Below are 21,256 nucleotides of genomic sequence, written 5' to 3'. Positions count from 1 at the left end.
GGCGGTAGGGAATTGATGGCCAAAGTGGCCAAGTCGTTATTTCGCGGGTCGATTCCCCGGCCTGGCCTTCCGCCCCCGTCCCCGTCCCCTCCCGGGGGTGGTTTCAGGGCGTACCTGACGGCACCCGCGAAGCGGCGGGAGCGGGAATGTTCAGCAGATGGGTTGAAAGACGCTGATCCGGAAGCGGGCCGAGACGGAGGTCCGCTCCGGAAGCGCGGCCTCGAGGGCTACCAGTGCGGGGCGGTCCAGGTGGTGGCCGGCCGGTCCCATGTAGGCCAGGTTGGCGACGTCGCGCGGGCCAAGGTTCAATGCCAGGTCCAGATCAAATGCTGCGCCGGGCGCGAAGTGCTGGCCCAGGGACGCGGCGAGCCGCTCGTCTTTGGCCGGCTCGATCCCCAGCATCCCGGCCGGCCCGGCAACCTCCACCAGGTGGCCGGGCCGCGGTGTGACCACGACAAGGCGGCCGCCGGGGCGGAGGACCCGGGCGAACTCGGGCGCGTTGCGCGGCGCGAAGACCACGGTGACGACGTCGACGGCGTTCTCCGCGACCGGCAACGGCTGCCAGACGTCCCCGACGACGTTCAAAGCCTCGGGGTTCAGCCTGGCTGCGCGACGCAGGGCGAACTTGGAAATGTCCAGGCCGATTGCCGCGGCCGGACCACTGTCCGCGGCCCGGTCCAGCACGGCCCTGAGGTAGTGGCCGGTGCCCGTTCCGGCGTCGAGCACGAGGGGCCGGCCGGCGGGGGCCTCCCGGAGCGCCGGTGTGGCGAGCCCGGCCACGGCATCGGCCAGCGGCTGGTAATGCCCCGCGGAGAGGAAGTCGAAGCGGGCCGCCACCATTTCTGCGCTGTCGGCTTCAAAAACCGTCCCCTTGCCGACCAGGAAGTTGAAGTAGCCCTGTCTGGCCGCGTCAAAGCTGTGGCCGGCTCCGCACACCAGGGTGCGGGCGCCGCCAGTGAAACGGAGGCCCTGGCGGCACACCGGGCACAGGAGGGGGAGATCGGCGGCGGGCATAGCTTTCATCCTATGCGCGGACCCCGGCCCGCCGCGCGGACGGGACATTGGCTACAGGGGTGCCGGGCACCGGGCACGCCGCGGCGTGCCTCGCCGCACCGGCGCAACGTGAGGTGTTTCACAGCGGGCACGCCACGGGCTAGGCTCGCAATCGTGAAATCTGAACATCTTCCGCTGCTCAATTCCGTGTCCGCCCCTGCCGTGCACCCCGACGGTTCCCGCGCCGTGGTCTCCGTGCTCCGCCCGGACTTCGATGCCGATGCCTACGTGGGCCAGCTCTGGACCGTGCCCCTGGGCCAGGACCCGACCCACCCGGACTTCAACGACCCGGACCAGAGGCCACGCCGGCTGACCCGGGGCTTCCGTGACACAGCACCGAACTTTTCACCTGACGGCCGTGCCCTTGGCTTCCTGCGTGCGGCAGCGGACGGAAAGCCGCAGCTGTTCGTGGTGGAAGCCGCCGGCGGCGAACCCCAGCTGTTGACGGCGGCCCCACTGGGGGTCAGCTCCTTCACGTGGTCGCCTGATTCCCGCAGTATTCTCTTCAGCGCCAGGACGCCTGACGAGGGCCGGTATGGCAGCATCGACGGCGTGAGTGCGGGCAGCGAGGACGCCCGGCTGATCACGGATTTCCAGTACCGGATGAACGGTGTTGGCTACACCGCTGACAAGCCGCTTCAGCTGTTCATCCTCGAGGTCCCGCAGCTTGACGCCGAACCGAAGGTGGCGCCGGCCGGACGCGCCCTGAAGGCCCTCGGCACCGCGGCCGATCCCGCGGAGAATGCTGCCGGGCTGCTGCCGGCCGCCAAACAACTCACCACCGCACCAGCGGACCACAACGGCGCCGGCTTCAGCGCCGACGGCGGCACCATCTACTTCACCGCAGCCCTGCACGATGGGCGGGATACTGACCTCGTCAGCGGAATCTGCGCGCTGCCTGTTACCGGAGGGCAGCCGCAGGCTGTGGTGCCGGCCAACGCCGGACGGCAGAGCATCAGCGCCGTGCGCCAATCCGCCGATGGGCTGTGGATCTTCTTCCTGGCCCAGGATCTCGGCGCATCCGGGCTGGACTTCGTGGCCAGGAACACCGTCCTCTATGCGATGCCTGCCGCCGGCGGACACGCCACGGCGCTCAGCGATGCCGAGGCGCTGGACCTGTCCGGCGGCAGCCGGCTGGAGCTGCGCGGCGGCGCGGGCGCCCTGGTGCTGAACAATGCGCGGGGAACCGTGGAGCTGCACGAATTCGTTGCGACGGGCGGCCACACCGTCCTCCTGGAAGGCAGCCGGGTGGTGACCGGCGCCGCGGAGGGTGGCGGAACGCTCGTGGTGAGTTTCAGCGATTCGACGACGGCCGGTGATGTTGCCGTGCTCGAGCGCGGGCAGGTGCGCCGCCTGACGGACTTCTCGGCCCAGCTGCGGAGCGTGGCGGGGATCAGCGAGCCGCAGGAACTGACTTTGCCCGCGGCGGACGGGTACCCGGTCCATGGCTGGCTCGTGAAGCCGGCGGGCCCTGGCCCGCACCCGGTGCTGCTGAACATCCATGGCGGCCCGTTTGCCCAGTTCGGAGTGGCGTTGTTCGACGAAGCGCAGGTCTATGCCGGGGCCGGTTACGCCGTGCTCATGTGCAATCCGCGGGGTTCTGCCGGTTACGGCCAGGCACATGGCCGGTCCATCAAGGAGCGGATGGGAACCGTGGACATGCAGGACGTCCTGGCGTTCCTGGACGGGGCAGTGGGGAAGTTCGAGGATCTGGACTCCGCCAATGTCGGCATCATGGGCGGATCCTACGGCGGCTACCTGACGGCGTGGACCATCAGCCACGACCACCGTTTCCGGGCCGCCATAGTCGAGCGTGGTTTCCTGGACCCCGTGAGCTTCACCGGTTCTTCCGACATCGGCTGGTTCTTCGGTGGCGAATACACCGGCCCGGCGGCGGAGCAAATGGCGGCCCAGAGTCCCATGGCGCGCGTGCAGCATGTACGGACGCCGTCGCTGGTGATCCACAGCGAGGAGGACCTCCGGTGTCCCGTGGAGCAGGGCCAGCGGTACTTCACCGCCCTCAAGCAACAGGGGGTCGAGACCGGATTCCTGGTCTTCCCCGGCGAGAACCATGAGCTGTCCCGCTCCGGCACCCCGCACCACCGGAAGCAGCGGTTCGATGAAATCCTGAAGTGGTGGGCCCGCTACCTGCCGTCCGCATCGAATCCGGCGCCGCAGCCCTAGCCCTGGCCCTGGCCCTGGCCCGCAGGCTTAGTCCGCGGCCGGGTCCGGCAGGAACCCGAGTTCCTGCCGGGCGCGGCTGATGTCCGGCTGGGCCCAGCGGGCGGAGTATTCGGCATTGTTGCTGATGGAGCGCAGCTCGGCCCGGTCCAGGAAGAGGATCCCTTGGAGGTGGTCGGTTTCATGCTGGACAATCCGGGCCTGCCAGCCGGAGAAAGTCTGCTGGAGTTTCGTGCCGTCCGGCGCCGTGAAATCGAGCTGGACTGATTCCGGCCGCACGACCGCCGCCTGCAGGCCGCCAATGGAGAGGCAGCCTTCGTAGAACGCCGCGGACTTCGCGCCCAGGGGACGATAGCCCGGGTTCAGCATGGCAAAGAACGGCAGCGCCTCCCGCCCGCGGACGGCAGCGACGTCGGGATCGACGTCGAACTGGTCCTCCAGGACAGCGATCTGCAGCGGAATCCCCAGCTGCGGGGCCGCCAGGCCCACGCCTGGGGCCTTGTGCATCACGCTGCGCATGAGGTCGATGAGGTGACCGAGCTCGGCATCAGTCAACTGGCCATCGTACGGCGCCGCCACGTGCCGGAGCACCGGGTGTCCGGCCTGGACAATCGGCGGGAGGATGCCGGCGCTAAGGATCTCCTGGACGGTCTCGCTTATCCGGGCGGCGCTGTAGTCAGTGGGCCTGGCGTCATAGGGCATGCCCCCACACTACTGGCGCCCGCACGCCTTTGTAACAAAGTCGTAGATGCGGGCGCGAAGTTGGCTGCCGGCGTCGATCTTCACAATTCCCTCGCGGCCCGCCACCCTGACCTGCAGGGGAAGGAGTGTGCCCACCTTGTCTTCGGCCACTGCATGGGGATCGCAGCGGGAGGGCCTGATGCCGAGGCGCACTTGGGCCGGGGCACCGCCGGCGCGGACCGTCACCGACCGGGGCCACGGGGCTTGTGAGGCCTCCGCCAGCAGCGTGGTTTCCTCGATCCGGTCTATCACCAGTTCACCGGCGCCGGCGGCGCGCGGTTGCAGCAGCAGACGCACGACGGCGGTCTGACCGTCCGCGGCGACCTCGAGCTCGGGATCCAGCGCGATCGTGGCGACGGCCGAGGCTTCCTGGGCAAGGCACAGCTCCGAATTGTTCCGCGCCAGGACGCCGAACGGGTCTGTTGCCGGGGCCATGGCCGGGACCGGCACGGCACCTTCCGGCGTGGCCAGCCGCAGGGATACACGGGCGTCCCCCGCAGCCCCGGAGGTGGCTCCCGGTCCGGCCGGGCTGCCGCAATCCGGGGCGGGCAGCTGCGCCGGCAGGCTCTTGGGCTGTCCGGGCGGAAGCTCGATCCCGCCGGTGCGGGCGGACCAGATGATCGGGGCCGCGAAGAGAGGGCTGGTCAGTTCCGCACCGAGGACCGTCAGGGCATGGCCGGTGGTGTTCGTGAGCTGGATTTCGATGATCTGCTTGCTGTAGTTGTCGCGGAACTGGCTGATTTCCGCGGTCACGGGGCCTGCGGGGATCGGGGTCGCCGACGCCGGCGCGCTTGCCGGGGAGGCGGTGCCGCCGGCCGTTCCGGAGCTGCATGACGCCGCCGCGCCGAGCAGCACCGTGGCGGCCGCTGCCCGCAACACCCAATACGATGCGGCGCCGCGCATCACGGGAAGTCCGTCCATGCGCACAGTCTATTCCGGGGCAAACCCGTGCCAATGCGTTGCCTAGTGCATCGTGAAACGGCGGGCGATCAGGGAATTCACCGGCGGAACTGCGGCGACGCCTGAGATGCCACGGTTCCGCAGCGCCAGGAGACGGTCCGTGAGGGGCCGGCCGAGGGCCATGTTTATTTCCGCCTGGCGTGCGGCTCTCGCCGCCGCCCGCAACCGGGTTCGCTCAAAGCTCCGGAGGCGATCCGTGACATCCTGGCCGCGCACGGCCGCCGAGACGATCGGTGCCAGCTCCGCCGCATCCAGCCAGCCGAGGTTCATGCCCTGCCCGCCGATGGGGCTCACCTCGTGGGCCGCATCCCCGATCATCACCACCCGGCCGGCCACCATCCGGGGGACCAGGCGCGTGCGGACGCCGAAGCGGCTGAGCATGCTGTTGGTCCCGGCGTCGATGGCGAGCCCCGTCCGTTCGCGCACGCAGCCCGTGAGCCACCGGGCGTCGGCGCCGGGTCCTCCGGCATCAGGTCCGCCGGGCGGGGAGCCGCCGGCCGTTGAGTCGCCGGTACCGAGCCGGACCACCCAGCGGCGGAGCTGGCCGGGCAAGGGGAACGACTCCACGATGCCGGCGCCGGAGAGGAACAGTGCCGCGTCCGGACCGAACCCCGTCCCGTCCGCGAAGTCACCCATCAGGTAACTGTCCGGGTACTCTTTCACGCGCACGTCGACGCCCTGCAGCGCCCGCACCGTGGAACGCACGCCGTCGGCAGCAATGACCAGCGGCGCCGAATAGCGCAGGGTGCCACTCCCGGAGTCGGCTTCCACGCTGACCCGGCCGCCGTCGTCGGACAGCCCGGTGAGGCGGACGCCGCGGTGCAGGGCGCCGTCGCCGAGCTCGTTGACCCGCCGTTCCAGGTGCGCCTCAGTACGGGCCTGGGGCAGGGACAGGACGAACGGAAAGCGGTCCGAGACGCCGGCAAAAGACATCCGGGCGAGGCATTTTCCGCCGGCCAGTGCCATTCCTCGGCGGATCTGGACCCCCTCGGCAATCATGGCCTCGGCAACTCCGGTTCCCGCGAGCGCGGCCAGCGCCGGCGGATGGATGCCGATGGCGCGCGACTGCGGCTCCGGTGCGCCCCGCTGTTCCAGCACCTGCACATCCACGCCGTCCTGCAGCAGCAGCGCGGCCATGAACAGCCCCACCGGACCGGCACCGATGATCAGAACCTCAGCCACTGGCACCGGGCCCTGACTGGTTGGCGCCGCCGGGAGTGCCGTGCAGCAGCAGGTTCCGGAAGGGGGCGTGGCGGGCGACGGTCCAGCCCGGGGGAGCGGCGGCGGCCAGCTCCGCGGCGGTGTAGCTTCGGCGGATCGAGGTCAGCCCGTCCTGCCGGATGTAGGAGCCGGTGAGCACCCAGGAGCCGGCAGAGAACAGCGCGTAGGCGGCGGGGCTGCGGCGGATGTCGTTGTGGACCACTGTGCCGCGGGACAACCGGGCCGACTCGGCGAGAAACGCTTCCAGCCCGTCAAGGTGGTGCAGGACATGGTTGGATACCACGAGGTCGTACCGGTTGCCCTCTTCGAGCAGCTCCGCGCTGGCCGCCTGGCGGAACGTCACGTCCGCCGTCGCGTGGCGGGCGCGGGCGAACAGGATCGCCCGCGGATCCGGGTCAATGGCGGTGACCTCGAGACGCAGTCCGTCCCGGGCCGCCCACCGGGCCAACAGCACGGAAACGTCGCCCCCGCCGCACCCGATATCCAGCAAGGACGTGGCGGAAGCGGTGGACAGCCGGGGCCTGATACGGGACCGGTAGATGCCGCGCCAGCCGGCGACGGCACGGTTGACGAGCGCAAACTGGGCATACGTGCGCTCCAGGCGGCCGGGGTCGCAGCCCGGCAGGTCCATTTCCTCGACGGCGTCGGATGCGCGGTCCCGCAGGAGGGCCGCCCGAAGGTGTTCCCTGCCCCGCTTCGCGCTGAACGGTTTCAGCGTGGCCGCTTTCAGACCCGCACCGCTACGGACTGTGCTGGTTCCGCCGTTTCCGCCGCCGGCTCCTGCCGCGGAGCTGCGGCGGGCCGCGGGGCCGCCACCCGGGTGAAGAGCGCCGTCTCGACCGTCAGGCCCGGGCCGAAGGCCATGGAACAGATCCGTTCCGCGCCCGGGCCGGCCCCGGCGTCGTCTGAGGCATCGTCCGCTGCCGGCAGTTCGAGGATGTGCTTGAGGACGAACAGGACGGTGGCGCTGCTCATGTTGCCGAAATTCCGGAGGGTTTCGCGGGCCGGGACCAGCTGCTCGTCGCTGAGCTCCAGCCTGGACTGGACCTTGTCCAGAATGCTCCGGCCGCCCGGGTGGATGCCCCAGTGCTCGATCTCCCGGTAGGGGAGCCCCTTCAGCGAGCCGTCGCGGGACAGGAGCGGTTCCAGCGCGCCAATAATGTGATCATCGATGATGTGCGGGACATAGTTGCCCAGCACCATCTCGAAGCCCTCGTCACCGATGTTCCAGGCCATCGAGTCCTCCCCGACGGGCGTCAGGACGGTTTCGAAGTGGTCCAGCCGCAGCAGGGGCGTTTCCCCGGGGATGTCCCGCGCTGTGATGATGGCCGCGGCAGCGCCGTCGGCGAACAACGCCGACCCCATGATGGTGTCCGGATCATTGGAGGTCCGGACGTGAAGGGAACAGAGTTCGGCGCAGACCACCAGCACCGTCGCCTGCGGATCCGCCTCGCAAAAGGACTTCGCCGCCCGCATCGCCGGGAAGGCTGCATAGCAGCCCATAAAGCCGAGGTGGTACCGCTGGACAGCCGGATTCAGGCCGAGGGCCCGGACAATCTTGTAGTCCGGGCCGGGATTGAAGAATCCGGTGCAGGAAACCGTGATCAGGTGGGTGATGTCCCGCTCCTCGACGCCCGGGCAGGCATCGAGGGCTTTTTGGGCTGCTTCAATGAAAAGCTTGGTCGCTTCCGTGGCGAAAATGCCGTTCCGGGTCTTGGTGCTGGGGCTGAGCACCAGGCCGGTGGCGGGGTCGAAGAACTGGGGGTTTTCCGCCTTGCTGTCCGCGGTGAGTTCCTCCACCGCCGTGTGCCGCGTGTCGATGGCTGCAGAGTCAAAGCACGTGTTGACGAGCCGGGATCCGAGCCGGGTGAGGCCCGGCTGGGCGGCGAACACGGCCCTGGCCTCGGGCTGGACCAGAATGGTTGGCGGGACTGCAGTTTCCAGAGACCTCAGGTAGACCGTCATGGTTCATTCTCAGCGAGCCTGCCGCCAAAGACAATGGAACGGCCGGAGATTCAGGAACACCTCCGGGCTGGACAACTCCGGCACGACGTAGCACGATCGCACTTGTGACCAGCAAACCCGACCGGGCGCAGCGCTTGCGCGACCTCGCGCTGTTACGCCGCGTCCGCGACCGAATGGACCGGGAATACGCACAGCCGCTGGATGTCGAGGCCCTCGCCCGCGGCGCCCACATGTCCGCCGGGCACCTCAGCCGCGAGTTCCGCCTGGCGTACGGCGAGTCGCCGTACAGCTATCTCATGACACGGCGCATAGAACGCGCGATGGCCCTGCTGCGCCGCGGCGACCTGAGCGTCACCGAGGTCTGCTTTACGGTCGGCTGCTCGTCGCTGGGCACCTTCAGCACCCGCTTCACCGAACTGGTTGGCGTGCCGCCCAGCGTCTACCGGCGCGAGGCAGCCAGGGCAACCGCAGGGATGCCCTCATGCGTCGCGAAACAGGTCACCAGACCGGTCAGGAATCGAGAAGTCCCGGCCCCCGAACCGCAACTAGCATGAAGTCCATGGACATCAACATTCACGCGAGTTTCCTCCCACACAACGATCCCGACGCCGCCTTGGCCTTCTACCGGGACACCCTCGGCTTCGAGGTCCGCAACGACGTCGGCTACGGCGGGATGCGCTGGATCACGGTCGGCCCGGCCGGCCAGCCGGACACATCCATCGTCCTGGAACCGCCGGCCGCCGATCCCGGCGTCACCGACGAAGAGCGCGGCACCATCGACGAGATGATGGCCAAGGGCACCTATGCGCGCATCCTCCTGGCCACCAAGGACGTCGACGCCACCTTCGAGCGGCTGCAGGCCAGCGGCGCCGAGGTGGTCCAGGAACCGACAGAGCAGGCCTATGGGGTGCGCGACTGCGCCTTCCGCGATCCCGCGGGCAACCTGATCCGCATCCAGCAGCCGATCTAAGGTGCCCGCCGGCCACCGCCGGACCAGCCGCCAGCTGGTTAGATAGAGCCAGTCGACGACGACGGGGACGCTTGGGGCTGCCCCGCCCAACAGATGGAGACACGATGAGCATTGCCACGAGCACGGACACGCAGCCGCCCGCGCTGCATGAAGCGGACAGCCACGACCTGATCCGCGTGCAGGGCGCACGGGAGAACAACCTCAAGGACATCAGCGTCGAGATCCCGAAGCGCCGCTTGACGGTGTTCACCGGCGTGTCCGGCTCGGGCAAGAGCTCGCTGGTTTTCGCCACCATCGCCGCCGAGTCGCAGCGGATGATCAACGAGACCTATAGCGCGTTTGTGCAGGGCTTCATGCCCAACCTGGCGCGGCCCGAGGTGGACCACCTGGAGGGGCTGACGACGGCGATCATCGTTGACCAGGAGCGGATGGGCGCCAACCCCCGGTCCACCGTCGGCACCGCCACCGACGCGAACGCCATGCTCCGGATCCTCTTCAGCCGTCTGGGCATGCCCCGCATCGGGCCACCCACTGCCTTCTCCTTCAACGTCCCGACGCGCAAGGCGAGCGGGGTGATGAGTACCGAGAAAGCCGGCGGCCGGGTCGAGCGGAGCGTGGTGCGCGATGTGGTCTACCTGGGCGGCATGTGCGCACGCTGCGAGGGGATGGGCTCGGTTTCGGACTTCGACCTCACCGCGTTGTACGACGACAGCAAATCGCTCAGGGAGGGTGCCCTGACGATCCCCGGCTACAGCATGGACGGCTGGTACGGCCGGATCTTCAGCGGCGCCGGCTTCGACATGGACAAGCCGATCGCGAAGTTCACCAAGAAGGAAATGCACGACCTCCTCTACAAGGAGCCCACCAAGATCAAGGTCGAGGGCATCAATCTGACCTACGAGGGCGTGATCCCGAAGATCCAGAAGTCGATGCTCTCCAAGGACGTCGACGCCATGCAGCCGCACATCCGGGCCTTCGTGGAACGCGCCATCACGTTCCAGGCCTGCCCCGAGTGCGACGGCACCCGGCTGAGCCCGGAGGCCAGGTCCGCGAAGATCCAGGGCAAGAACATCGCGGACCTCTGCGAAATGCAGATCAGCGACCTCGCCGCATGGATCCGCGAGCTTGACGCCCCTTCCGTCGCACCCCTGCTGAAAGGCCTGCAGCACCTGCTCGACTCGTTCGCCGAAATCGGGCTGGGTTACCTCTCGCTGGACCGTCCGGCGGGCACCCTGTCCGGCGGCGAGGCCCAGCGCACCAAAATGATCCGGCACCTGGGCTCGTCCCTTACCGACATCACCTACGTCTTTGACGAGCCGACGATCGGCCTGCACCCGCATGACATCGAACGGATGAACCAGCTACTGCTGCAGCTGCGGGACAAGGGCAACACCGTGCTCGTCGTCGAGCACAAGCCGGAGACCATCGCCATCGCCGACCACGTCATTGACCTTGGCCCCGGCGCTGGTACGGCGGGCGGCAGCGTGTGCTTCGAGGGAACCGTGGAGGGCCTGCGGGCGAGCGACACCATCACCGGGCGGCACCTCGACGACCGGGCCAGGTTGAAGGACTCCGTGCGTACCCCGTCCGGCACGCTCGAGGTGCGGGGCGCCTCGACGCACAACCTCAAGGACGTGGACGTCGACGTCCCGCTCGGCGTGCTCTGCGTCGTCACGGGTGTTGCAGGTTCGGGCAAGAGCTCGCTGATCGACGGCTCGGTGGACGGCCGGGACGGTGTGGTGGTGATCGACCAGGGCGCCATCAAGGGTTCGCGGCGCAGCAACCCTGCGACGTACACGGGCCTCCTCGAGCCGATCCGCAAGGCGTTCGCGAAGGCCAACGGCGTGAAGCCGGCGCTGTTCAGCTCCAATTCGGAGGGTGCCTGCCCCACCTGTAACGGCGCGGGTGTCATCTTCACCGAGCTCGGTGTCATGGCCACGGTCGAATCCACCTGTGAGGACTGCGAGGGCCGGCGGTTCCAGGCGGCAGTTCTGGAGTACACGTTGGGTGGCCGGAATATTGCCGAGGTCTTGGCCATGTCAATGACCGAAGCCGCGGTGTTCTTCAGCGAAGGGGAGGCCCGCACCCCGGCGGCCCACAAGATCCTCGACCGGCTCGTCGACGTCGGGCTGGGCTACCTCACCCTGGGCCAGCCGCTCACCACGCTGTCCGGTGGCGAGCGGCAGCGCGTCAAGCTCGCCACCCAGATGGCGGAGAAGGGTGATGTCTACGTCCTCGACGAGCCCACCACCGGCCTGCATCTCGCCGACGTCCAGAACCTTTTGGGACTCCTGGACCGGCTCGTCGACTCCGGCAAATCGGTCATCGTCATCGAGCACCACCAGGCGGTCATGGCGCACGCCGACTGGATCATCGACCTTGGTCCCGGCGCCGGGCACGACGGCGGCCGGATCGTTTTCGAGGGCACGCCCGGCAGCCTTGTGGCCGCCCGCTCCACCCTCACCGGCGAGCACCTCGCGGCTTACGTCGGTTCAGTGGCTGAAAACAGCATCAAGTGAACGAATGCGGTGAATCGGGGGACTAATCTGGGGGGCGTGGCAAGCATTCGAGACGCTCAAAAGCAGATGACCCGCCGGCTTTTCCTCGACAAGGGGCTGGAGCTTTTCGAGGAGAAAGGGTTCGCCGCCACCACGGTGGATGACATCTCCGCTGCCGTGGGCACCACCAGGGCAACCTTCTATTCGCATTTTCCGTCCAAAGCCCAGCTCATGCGCTCGCTCGTCGAGCGGTCCAACGAGATGCTGACGGAGGCCGATGTCCCGCCGCTGCATTCGGTGGTGGAGTCCGGAGACCGCGAGCTGATCAGGGTCTGGCTGGCCCGGAAATTTGACCAGTGGGCCGACATCCGCCCCTATGTTGTGGCGGCTCACCAGGCCGCGGCCAGCGAACCGGACATCCAGGCGGCTTTGGACCAGTGGTTCGACACGGCGATCGACGACATGCAGGCGGGCCTCGACAGCGCCGGGCGTTTTGCCCCGGCCAGCCGCCGGGTCCGCTGCGCGCTGGCCTTCGGCGAGCTGGAGTTCTTTTCCCGGCGCTGGATGCGGCTCGGCTGGACCGTGGACCGCGATACTTCACTGGATCTGATGGTCGAGAACTGGTGCTTCCTGCTGGCTGAGTGAGCAGGCAACACCAGGGCGCAGCCTGTTGGCTGCGCCCTGGTGTTGTCAGCTGCCGCATGGCATCAGCGCGCCTGGACGACCGCCGGCTGGCCCTCCGCCGGTTGGCGGGAGGTGAACGGCAGGACCAGCCTGGACTGGTGGGCGGCGTCGCGGTAGATCTTGTGGGTGACGGGCCGACCCACCGGCAGATGGAAGGCATCCGGCGGCAGCAGCGCGTTGTGCTCGTCGGCCAGCGGCTCGCCGTTCGAGAGCTCTGCGATGAGCTTGTGGCCCGGCTTGAAAGTGTTCGCGAACGGATAGAGGCGCAGGACGTACTCCTCGATCGTCCCCGGCTCCACCGGCACACTGCGGGTGTGCGGGTGGAGCGGGTTGCCCTCGGTGCTGCGGTCGTCAAGTTCGCGGTGCGAGGCCTTCAGGTATCCGCTGGTGATCAGCTGGCGCGCGCCGGTGGGCGCGTAATCCCACAGGCGGAGGATGAAGTTGGTGTCCGGCTGGTCGATCTCGGCGAAGATGTGCGCGGCACCGGTGCCGATCATCTCCGTGTCCTCCTCGAAGGCAGGCGTGGACCAGCTGATGATCTCCACCTTGTCGGTCACTGTCAGCGGCGCCTGGTAGAAGCCGTCCGGGGCGGCGTACTCCGCGCCCATCAGCTCGGGCTCGGTCGACAGTTTGTGCCGCGGGCGCAGATAGAGGGACTTGTACTCGACGTCCTTCGGCGGCCACGCCTCCGCAGTTACCAGCTCACGCGAGCCCTCCACGAAGACGCTCACGGCCGGCTCGTCCATGACGCCGTTGTCGATGCCCTTGATCCAGTAGTCGTACCACCGGAACATCTTGTCGTGTTCTTCGATGAAGGGACGCGACTGCATCGGCGGGTACGGGCCGATGTCCAGCTTCTTGGGGCCCCTGAGGGCGTTGAACAGCTCGATGGTGCCGTCCATCGTCCAGCCACGGCCCTGGTCGATCTGCAGGTAGACCGGGATGTCGATGTTCGGGGCCAGCGTGATGGGGTTGCGCTCCTCGTACCAGTCCCCGTCGAGCTCGTTCATCACAATGTCGAACCAGGCCTCGTGGTTCTTCGGGTAGTTCAGGACATGGACCAGGTTCGGCCAGGCGGCCACGTCCGGGTCCGCAAGACGCGTGGCAACCAGCTTCGTCAATTCCCCGGGGGAGTACTTCTCGATCATGCGGGACTTGACGCCGTCGGTGAACGCCCAGCCGGAGTCGCCGCCGCGGCCCTCGCGGGCGGCACGGGGCATGAACCACATGATGCCGCCGTGGTAGGTGGTCTCGTAGAAGTCGTAGTGGCCGCCGGAGACAAAGATCGCCTTCAGGTGCGGCGGCCGCTCGGCCGCTGCCAGCACCTGCATGGAGCCGAAATAGGAGATGCCGACCATGCCGACGTTGCCGTCGCACCACGGCTGCGCGGCGACCCACTCGATGAAGTCGTAGGCGTCCTGGCCAAGCGACACGCCACCGGCGTTGTAATTGCCGATATGTTCGCCGCCGGAGTGACCCGAGCCGCGCAGGTCGCCAATGACGTGAACGTAGTCCTCCTTGACGATGCGGGCGATGTCGCCGGCCTCGATGCAGCCGTCCCACATCGGGCTGGGGCGCCGCTGTGGCGGGGTTGTGAGGGCCAGCGCCTGCAGTTCTTTGCCGTAGGGGCTCAGGGCTACGAGGGCGGGGCGCGGTTTGTCCCCGGTACCGTGATAGGCGTCCGCGGCGAGCTCGACGCCGTCCCGCATCGGGACCCGGAGGTCCTTGCGGACGGCGATTTTCTCCGCGCCGGCATCCAACATCTTCAGGTCATCCATGGGTGCGAAGCTCCTCATCTTTGGTCAGGCGGTCAAAGGCCGTGCGGTAGCCGTGGAGCGTCGTGAAGAACGGGGACGGCTCGAGGCTGGGGTCGCCCGCGTAGCCGAGTTCTGCAGCGACGTGGGCGAAGGGCGAGTATGGCGAGTCCGTCTCCTGGAGGCCGTCGCGAAGGTACCGGCGGGCGGCGTCGTCGATTCGGGTCTCGAGGTCCAGGCTTCCCTGCAGGGCATTCCGGGCCGCCTCACGGTCCAGTTCAACGCCGTACGGCACGCCGTCAGCGCCCCGGTACGGGTGGCCCAGGTACAGGTGTTGCGGGCGGACGTCGTCGCGCAGGTACCGCAGACTTGAGCGGTAGGCGGCCGGATCCTCGTAGCCGGGGAAGCCGTTGGCCGCTCCGTGGATCTGCACGGCGTCGCCGACGAAGACCGACTGCTGCCCGTCCACGACGTAGGCGACGGACCCGGCCGTGTGGCCGGGGATGTGGTGGACCGAGACGGTGACGTCCCCGCCCAGGGCGATGGTCTCGCCGCCCCTAACCAGCATGGTCGGCTCCATCTCGCCGGAGATGACGTGGTTCGCGGCTTTCGTCTGCTCCTCGATGGCATTCGGATTGTCGATGTACTGCTGGCGCACGTCCACGTACTGGTCGACGTGCGCGCGCCGGGAGCGCAGCAGAGGCGCGTCGGCCACGTGGATCACGACCTTCGCGCGCCGTCCGGTGAGCTCCCATAGGGCGTGCGCACCGCCGAGGTGGTCGATGTGGCCGTGGGTCAGCAGGATCCAGCGCACGTCCTCGATCCGGCGGCCGATCGCCTCCAGTGCCGGGACCATGCCTTCGGCAGGCGAGGACGCGATCCCGGTGTCGACGATGGCGGGCTCGGGAGCGTCGATGAAGAAGCTGTAGAGTCCGAACCGGCCCCACGGCGAGACCAGGGGATGAACAGCGACTGGCCCCGTCATTGCCCGGCCCCCGCGTTCAGGAAGTCGCCTGCTTCCTCGAAGGCCCGGTAGAACTCCGGGATCCAGGAAAAGTTCTGGACGAAGCCGTGGTTGGCCCCCGGGTAGCGGCTGACGGCCGCCACGACGCCGGCCTCCGCCAGTCGCTGGCCGTAAAGTTCGCCCTCATCGCGCAGGGGGTCGTGCTCGGCGGTGATGATGAGCGCCGCCGGCAGGCCTGTGAGGTCATCGCGCTTGATGGGGGAGACCAGCGGGTCCGCCGGGTCCGCCCCGCTCTCCAGGTAAAAGGAGTTGAACGGCTTGAGGCCCGCCGTCTCCAGCCCGAATCCTTCGGCGTTCTCCCGCAGCGAGGCGTAGCGGTCGACGTCGAAGTCCAGGTCCAGGGACGGGTAGAAGAGGACCTGATGCGTGATCCGGTCGAACCCGTCGTCGTGGGCCATCGCTGCGACGGCAGCGACGAAGTTGCCGCCCGAACTGTCGCCGGCGATGGCAAGGTTCTTGCCGTCCCAGCCCAGGCTCGTACCCTGCTCGGCGGCCCACCGGACCACCCCGTAGCAGTCGTCGAGGCCGGCAGGGAAAGCAGCCTCGGGCGCCAGGCGGTAGCCGACAGAGATGACCTTATGACCTGTCTCCTTGGCCAGGGCCCGGGCAACGTGGTCGTGCGTGTCCAGGCTGCCGAGGAAGAACGCCCCGCCGTGGAGGTACACCAGAAGCCCATGAGCGTCGGCCCCGGCCGGCGTGTAGATCCGCACAGGCACCTCGCCCGATGGCGTCACTGCGGTGGCGTCCTCGACGCAGTGCAGCGGCAGACGGTCCTCCAATGCGGGAACCTGCGCGGCCTCGCCGGCGCGCATGGTCCCCGGGTTCAGCGGCGAGCCGTCGGGCGCCGGCAGGGTGCTGAGGATCTTGGCAATTTCGGGATGGATGGTCATGGGTCAGGCCTTCGACTCTGCTGGTGCGTTGACGGCGGCGGGCTTCTGGGACGTGGGCTTTTGCCCCGGGAAGACGTCATTGACCTCGTCCTCGGTCCACCCCTGACGCGAGATGCGCTGCAGCTCGTCCGTTACCGGCTTGCGGGTTGCCTGGAACAGGGCCAGTGCATCCTTGACAGAGCCAGCCTCCGCCAAGGCATCGGCGAGCGCACCGGCATCCTCGATGGCCGAGTTGGCGCCCTGGCCCTGGTGGTGCAGCATCGAGTGGGCCGCATCGCCCATGAGCACGACGGAGTCCGTGTGCCACGTGCCGACCGGGTCGATGTCGTAGACGGCGCGGATGTTGACGGTGTCCATGTCGAGGCCGCGGGCGATGTTGACGATCCGCTCGTCGAAGCCCTCCACCGTCGCCACGAGGTCATCCTTCGTGATGGTGGGGGCCCAGGTGCTGTCCGGGCACAGTGCGGTGATATCGAAGGACATCTGGTTGCGGTGGCGCAGCGGCAGCAGGTAGACCTTCGTGCCCCTGCCCATGTACATCCGCAGGTTGTCGTCCACCACCATGCCGTGGGCGTCGTCGGCGGAGATCACAGCGCGGTAGGCGTGTTCGCCGGAGAACACCGGGCCCTTGTCGCTGAAGAGCTGCTCGCGCACCACTGACTTGATGCCGTCGGCGCCGACCACCAGGTCCGCCTCGACCGTCGTGCCGTTGGTGAAGGTCAGGACGGAACGGCCGCCCTTGTCCTCGATGGTCTCCAGCTTGTGGCCAAGGTGCACCATGCCCTGCGGCAGCACGCTTAGGAGTGCATCGATGAAGTCGCCGCGGTGGATGAGGTGGGTCTGGCTCTGCCCGCCGAACTCCGGCCAGGTGTCCTTCATGATCGGCTCACCCGTGGCGGTGAGGATTTCGAAGTAGTCGCTCGGGGAGCTTACGTTCGCGATCGTGTCGAAGATGCCCCACTGGCTGAACCGGTGCATGGTGGCAGGACGCAGCCCGATGCCGGCGCCGACCTCCCGCATCTGGGATGCCTGTTCGTACACGCTGACGTCGGCACCGAGCAGGCTCAGGGCCTTGGCCGCCGCTGCGCCGCCGTACCCCGCGCCGACGATGGCGATCTTGAGGTTCTTGATGTCTTCAGCCTTCATGGTTTCATCTCTTTCTTGACTCTTTCTGGGCCCGGGCCATGTCTGGCGGAACGGGCAAGTTGTGGGGGTCTGTCCGGTCAGGCGTGAAGGGACAGGAAGCCGGCCGGGTTGTCCTCAAGCAGGAGTTTGAGGGTGGCGTCGTCGATGCCGGCCGCGCGCATGTCGGGGATCATGTCCTCGAAGATGTAGTTGATGGTGTGGCCCTTCACGCCCGGCCAGCCCAGCGGGCTGCAGTTTGCGTCCGCCGAGACGAGGAGCTTGTCCGCATAGCCCTTGTTCACGAGGTTGACGAAGTGCTCCATGCGTTCGGCACGTTTGCGGCCCCAGAACGGCGGATCAGGCAGCTCGAGGTCGTAGCCGAAAGTGTCGAAGCCGATGCGGCCGCCCTGCTCGTAGATCCAATCGTGCGGGGTGACCGGAGCGTTCAGGCCGTCGTCGGCGTGGCCGAAGAGCACGCGGTCCAGCGGGAGGCCTTCTTCGTTGAAGATGTTCACTGCCGGTTCCGGGTCGATGGCCAGGTGGGTCAGGACCGGAGCGCCGGTGACGACGGCGGCGCGGGCCGCGGCCCGGTAAATGCGCTTGTCCAGATCCGTCATGCGTCCGCCGCGACTCACGCCGACCTTGATGACGCCGGCCTTGGCGCCCGTGTTGCCGATGCCGACGGTGATCTCGTGGATGAAGACCTTCGTGAGGTAGTCCACGCTTGCGCGGGAGAAGTGCGGCAGGGCGGTGTCTCCGCCGACGAAGCCGGTGCAGGCAACAATGTGCACGCCCGTCTTCCGGGACAGGGACTTGTAGTAGTCGACGTCGCGGCCGTTGCAGATGCCCGTGGCGTCCACGAAGGTACCGCCGCCGTATTCTCGGAACTTCCGCAGCTTCGGCACGGTTTCCTCGTAAGCCTGCTCCGGCGACTTCCACCACCTGGTATCCAGTTCGGACCCGGGCATGCCGTAGCCGATGTGCTCGTGGACCGCCACGATTTCCAGTTCTTCGGCCGGGATGGTTCCCAGCACGGTGTTGACCTTGGTCATTCGTTCACCTCAGGGTTTCGAAAGCTTGTTGTGTGTGGACCGAGCGGTGCTTAGCGCACGGTCAGCAGGTTGCGCGGGTTATCCACGAGGATGCGCCGGGCGTCTTCGTCGCTCAGGCCGTGGGCCTTGAGGTACGGCATGAACGTCGTCAGGACGTGGCTGTAGGGCAGGTTGTACTCCGGCAGCCCTTTGGCAACGCCGATCGAGTTGCCCGACAGGATGATCCGGTCGGCATGGCCTGCCTTGACGAGCCCGAACACCAGTTCGGCGCGGCCATGGTCGGTGAGGTAGTCCGCGTGGTCGTTCAGGCCCACATGGTCGATGCCGACGAAGGCTCCCCGGCGGGCCACCTCGATGGCGGAGCCGGCAGCGTCCCTGCGGTCGAGGTCGCCGACGAGCACCCGGTCGGCCCCGAGCTGCTCGTCCAGGACGATGTCCAGATCGTGCAGGACATCGGCGCCAAAGCGGATAGAGACCGGGACGCCGGTGTTCCTGGCGGCGCGGGCGGAGCCGCGGAACAGGCTTTCCTCGGTCGGGGTCATGCCGGCGCGGTCGGCAATGGTCGCGACGATGCCGGCGGCGGCGCGGCGCTCGACCCGGGGAACCACCATCCCCTCAGTGACCTCCTTGCCGAAGAGATCGGCGAACTTTTCGGCCGGCCACGGGGTGGGCGGGTTGGTCTGCGGCGTCAGGAAGTATCCGCCGAGTTCTTCCTCCGGGCCCAGGCCCGTGGAGGCGACGATGTGGACGCCGGTGGTGCGGGACAACGCCTCGTAGAGCTTGAGGTCGCGGCCGTGGAACATGCCCGTGCTGTCGACGATCGTCTGCCCGCCGTGCTCGCGGAAGTCCGCGAGCTTGGCCGCCAGGGCCTCGAAGATCTGTGCCCTGTCCATGGAGATCTCTGGTGCGTACTGGGCGCCCGGGACCACTGACAATAGGGCCTCATGGAGCGCGACTACGCCCAGTTCCGAGGCAGGGACGGGACCCAATACCGTATTGACGGTTTGCCCGGTGGGGGCGTGGAACGCGTCCCCGCTATCGACGGGTGTGGTGTGACTCACTTGGCTTCTCCCTTGAAGATCGGGTGCTGAATACAGGGGCGCCGGGGTGCCTGACCGTGCCGTAGCCCCGTTGCGGTGTAGCCAGCATCACATCTTTCTTTACATTGTGTCAAGAAAACAGACGAGCCGTTCACGTCCCTTGGGTGTCGATGCGTTCATGAAGCAAACGTTGAGTATGTTTTCTTGACATCTCGTAAAGATTGATATCAGACTGTGGTGAGCGCCACATCCACCTCCGCCTGCCGGCTCTTGCTCCGGCAGGGCACCAGTCATGGCGCGTCACCGGAGGATCGACCCGGAACAAAGGAGTTTCATCGATGAGTCAGACCATTTCGGTACCGAGCCGCAGCTCGGTGCGAGCCACTTTCATAGCCGCCTACAGCGCGGTCACACTGGCCCAGATCACCAACGCGCTGCCGGGCGCCCTCAGCGGCACGTTCGCCGCGGAATTCCATACTTCAGGCGCGGGCCTGACCTGGATCGCGGGCATGTTCTTGATGGGTATTGTCGTGTTCGAACTCAGCTGGGGCCTCCTGGGCGACCTGTTCGGACGCAAGAAGCTTCTGTACATCGGAGCCGGGGTCAGCATCGTCGGCTCCGTCATGGCTGCGCTGGCGCCGACAACCGAGATGATGATCGCCGCCCAGGCCGTCGGCGGCATTGGGGCGGGCATCCTGTTCCCCATCTCGCTGTCCATGATCGCCGCGATCACCCCGGATCACCGCGCACGGGCGAAGGTCATCGCCACGTGGGCCGGGTTCCTGTCCCTCGGCGCGGTGATCTCCCCAGTGCTCGCTGGCTTCACCGCGCAGTTCTTCACCGTGCCGGGTGCTGCGCCGGGTGCGCCGAACGAGTTCAGCGGCTGGCGGGCGGCCTACCTGATTGCGGCCGCAATTGCCGTGCTCGTACTCCTCGTCGCGCTCCGGGCGAAGGACTCCGCAGCAGCCGAGGGGCGCAAGTTGGACATCCCCGGCCAGATTACGCTCGCGCTCGGACTTATCGCCGTCCTCTACGCCACGGTGACAGCGGTTGATGCCGGCTTCGGCAGCGCCCAGGTGATTGCAAGCTACGTCGCGGGCGGAATCCTCCTGGTCTCCTTCGTCGTCATCGAATCACGCACCGCGCAGCCCCTGATTCACCTGTCGCTGTTCAAGAACAGCGCCTACTCGATCACCGGCATTGTGGCGGTCACCGGCATGTTCGCCTTCCTCGCGATCTGCTTCAGCACCAGCGTCGCCGTCAGTGGACTCGCACTGGCCGAGACCTGGAAGGTCGGTGTGCTGTTCGTCTTCATCCAGGGCCCGGCATTCGCCTTCATCCCGGTGGTGGGGTGGCTCATCCACCACGTAGCACCGCGCTGGGTGCTCACCGCGGGCTTCGTCTTCATGGCAGTCTCCGGTTTCTGGCTCTCGACATTCGCCCTCGGCACTCCGGAGGCCTTCGGCGGCACCCCTTGGACGGCCTTCATTCCGCCGCTCCTGCTGTTGGGTATCGGATTCGCGCTCACCGTCGGTTCCGTCACCGCTGTTGCCATCAACACCGTCCCGCCCCAGCAGATCGGCATGGCTTCGGCGACGACGAACCTCCTGCGCGACCTCGGCTTCGCCCTCGGCCCCGTTGTCGGCTCAGCCATCGCCTTCGGCATCGGAGCCACGGCCTTCGCGGGTCCCCTTGCCGGGATCCTCGGCGGGGCGGGACTGCCCGCAGAGGCCGTCAGCGGGCTGGCGAACGTGCCGCCGCTGGGCTTCCTCGCCGGCTGGGACGGGGTCATCGCCCAGTTCTCCGGCCAGGCACTGGCCGGCGGCGCGCCCACCCCGGCGGTCGACGGTATGGTCCAGGCCCTCAACGCCGCACAGCCGCAAATCCAGGGCGTGGCAGGGACCTCACTGGGCCAGGGGTTCCAGGCTGTATACCTCACCGCGGGCATCGCGGCGATCCTCTCCGCCACTCTCACCCTCTTCATCTCTGCCCGGTCCTCGGCGCCCGCGCCCGAGGCCATCGCCGAGACCACCGAAGTAAACGCCGAGGCCGCCGTCTAAGCCTGACGGCCTCCGGCACTGACCTGACCACCTAAAAT

18 protein-coding genes are annotated in these 21,256 nt (G+C 67.7%); 6 read left to right on the top strand and 12 right to left on the bottom strand.

Annotated elements, in window-relative coordinates; translation table 11 throughout:
• Nucleotides 1–150: 150 nt before the first annotated feature.
• Nucleotides 151–1,014, bottom strand: a complete 864-nt coding sequence (locus tag AC1DFR_RS01145) for a methyltransferase domain-containing protein (protein WP_476872523.1) — start codon at nt 1,012–1,014, stop codon at nt 151–153.
• Nucleotides 1,015–1,167: 153 nt separating this feature from the next.
• Here AC1DFR_RS01145 and AC1DFR_RS01140 point away from each other — a divergent pair, with 153 nt between their 5' ends.
• The gene (locus AC1DFR_RS01140) at nt 1,168–3,237 is read left to right on the top strand and encodes a S9 family peptidase (RefSeq protein WP_476872522.1); all 2,070 of its coding nucleotides are present in this window, start codon (nt 1,168–1,170) and stop codon (nt 3,235–3,237) included.
• A gap of 27 nt (nt 3,238–3,264) precedes the next feature.
• Here AC1DFR_RS01140 and AC1DFR_RS01135 read toward each other — a convergent pair whose 3' ends face one another.
• From AC1DFR_RS01135 to AC1DFR_RS01115, 5 genes are all read right to left on the bottom strand, one after another.
• The gene (locus AC1DFR_RS01135; protein ID WP_476872521.1) at nt 3,265–3,936 is read right to left on the bottom strand and encodes a peptide deformylase; all 672 of its coding nucleotides are present in this window, start codon (nt 3,934–3,936) and stop codon (nt 3,265–3,267) included.
• A gap of 9 nt (nt 3,937–3,945) precedes the next feature.
• Nucleotides 3,946–4,896: a hypothetical protein gene (locus AC1DFR_RS01130; RefSeq protein ID WP_476872520.1), complete on the bottom strand. Its 951-nt coding sequence runs from the start codon at nt 4,894–4,896 to the stop codon at nt 3,946–3,948.
• A 42-nt stretch (nt 4,897–4,938) separates the two neighbouring features.
• Nucleotides 4,939–6,117 (bottom strand): FAD-dependent oxidoreductase, encoded by a 1,179-nt coding sequence (locus AC1DFR_RS01125; protein WP_476872519.1) that lies wholly within the window; start codon nt 6,115–6,117, stop codon nt 4,939–4,941.
• Entirely contained in the window at nt 6,110–6,820 is a 711-nt protein-coding gene (locus AC1DFR_RS01120; RefSeq protein ID WP_476872650.1) for a class I SAM-dependent methyltransferase, read from the bottom strand. Before AC1DFR_RS01120 ends, AC1DFR_RS01125 begins: the two co-directional genes overlap by 8 nt.
• 62 nt (nt 6,821–6,882) lie before the next feature.
• Complete coding sequence (locus tag AC1DFR_RS01115; RefSeq protein ID WP_476872518.1) at nt 6,883–8,121, bottom strand: type III polyketide synthase; 1,239 nt, start codon at nt 8,119–8,121, stop codon at nt 6,883–6,885.
• Nucleotides 8,122–8,225: 104 nt separating this feature from the next.
• Between AC1DFR_RS01115 and AC1DFR_RS01110 the strand changes: the two genes are divergently transcribed.
• The 4 genes from AC1DFR_RS01110 (at nt 8,226) to AC1DFR_RS01095 (ending at nt 12,234) form a co-directional block, all read left to right on the top strand.
• Nucleotides 8,226–8,675: a helix-turn-helix transcriptional regulator gene (locus AC1DFR_RS01110; protein WP_223916339.1), complete on the top strand. Its 450-nt coding sequence runs from the start codon at nt 8,226–8,228 to the stop codon at nt 8,673–8,675.
• Nucleotides 8,672–9,091: a VOC family protein gene (locus tag AC1DFR_RS01105; RefSeq protein WP_223916337.1), complete on the top strand. Its 420-nt coding sequence runs from the start codon at nt 8,672–8,674 to the stop codon at nt 9,089–9,091. The genes AC1DFR_RS01110 and AC1DFR_RS01105 overlap by 4 nt, the downstream gene beginning before the upstream one ends.
• A gap of 104 nt (nt 9,092–9,195) precedes the next feature.
• Entirely contained in the window at nt 9,196–11,610 is a 2,415-nt protein-coding gene (locus tag AC1DFR_RS01100) for an ATP-binding cassette domain-containing protein (RefSeq protein ID WP_476872517.1), read from the top strand.
• 36 nt (nt 11,611–11,646) lie between these two features.
• Nucleotides 11,647–12,234 carry a TetR/AcrR family transcriptional regulator gene (locus tag AC1DFR_RS01095; protein ID WP_476858548.1) on the top strand — a complete coding sequence of 196 codons (588 nt, stop codon included), beginning with the start codon at nt 11,647–11,649 and terminating at the stop codon, nt 12,232–12,234.
• Nucleotides 12,235–12,296: 62 nt separating this feature from the next.
• On the opposite strand, the gene AC1DFR_RS01090 is transcribed toward AC1DFR_RS01095, so the two are convergent.
• The 6 genes from AC1DFR_RS01090 to AC1DFR_RS01065 form a co-directional block, all read right to left on the bottom strand.
• Nucleotides 12,297–14,051, bottom strand: coding sequence for a CocE/NonD family hydrolase (locus AC1DFR_RS01090; protein ID WP_476872516.1), 1,755 nt, complete (start codon nt 14,049–14,051; stop codon nt 12,297–12,299).
• Complete coding sequence (locus AC1DFR_RS01085; RefSeq protein ID WP_476872515.1) at nt 14,044–15,012, bottom strand: MBL fold metallo-hydrolase; 969 nt, start codon at nt 15,010–15,012, stop codon at nt 14,044–14,046. The genes AC1DFR_RS01090 and AC1DFR_RS01085 overlap by 8 nt, the downstream gene beginning before the upstream one ends.
• The gene (locus AC1DFR_RS01080; RefSeq protein ID WP_476872514.1) at nt 15,009–15,941 is read right to left on the bottom strand and encodes an alpha/beta hydrolase; all 933 of its coding nucleotides are present in this window, start codon (nt 15,939–15,941) and stop codon (nt 15,009–15,011) included. The genes AC1DFR_RS01085 and AC1DFR_RS01080 overlap by 4 nt, the downstream gene beginning before the upstream one ends.
• 3 nt (nt 15,942–15,944) lie before the next feature.
• Nucleotides 15,945–17,087, bottom strand: a complete 1,143-nt coding sequence (locus AC1DFR_RS01075; RefSeq protein WP_476872513.1) for an FAD-dependent monooxygenase — start codon at nt 17,085–17,087, stop codon at nt 15,945–15,947.
• Nucleotides 17,088–17,164: 77 nt separating this feature from the next.
• Entirely contained in the window at nt 17,165–18,118 is a 954-nt protein-coding gene (locus AC1DFR_RS01070; RefSeq protein WP_223916327.1) for a phosphotriesterase family protein, read from the bottom strand.
• A 50-nt stretch (nt 18,119–18,168) separates the two neighbouring features.
• The gene (locus tag AC1DFR_RS01065; protein ID WP_476872512.1) at nt 18,169–19,179 is read right to left on the bottom strand and encodes a phosphotriesterase family protein; all 1,011 of its coding nucleotides are present in this window, start codon (nt 19,177–19,179) and stop codon (nt 18,169–18,171) included.
• 317 nt (nt 19,180–19,496) lie between these two features.
• On the opposite strand from AC1DFR_RS01065, the gene AC1DFR_RS01060 reads away from it, so the two are divergent.
• A complete protein-coding gene (locus tag AC1DFR_RS01060; protein ID WP_476872511.1) occupies nt 19,497–21,218 on the top strand; it encodes an MFS transporter in 1,722 nt (573 codons plus the stop codon).
• The last annotated feature ends 38 nt before the right edge of the window (nt 21,219–21,256 follow it).

The organism is Arthrobacter sp. 05T410, from assembly GCF_056396505.1.
Note: the sequence above shows the minus strand (reverse complement) of the source record. Positions and strands in the feature narration are given on the sequence as shown.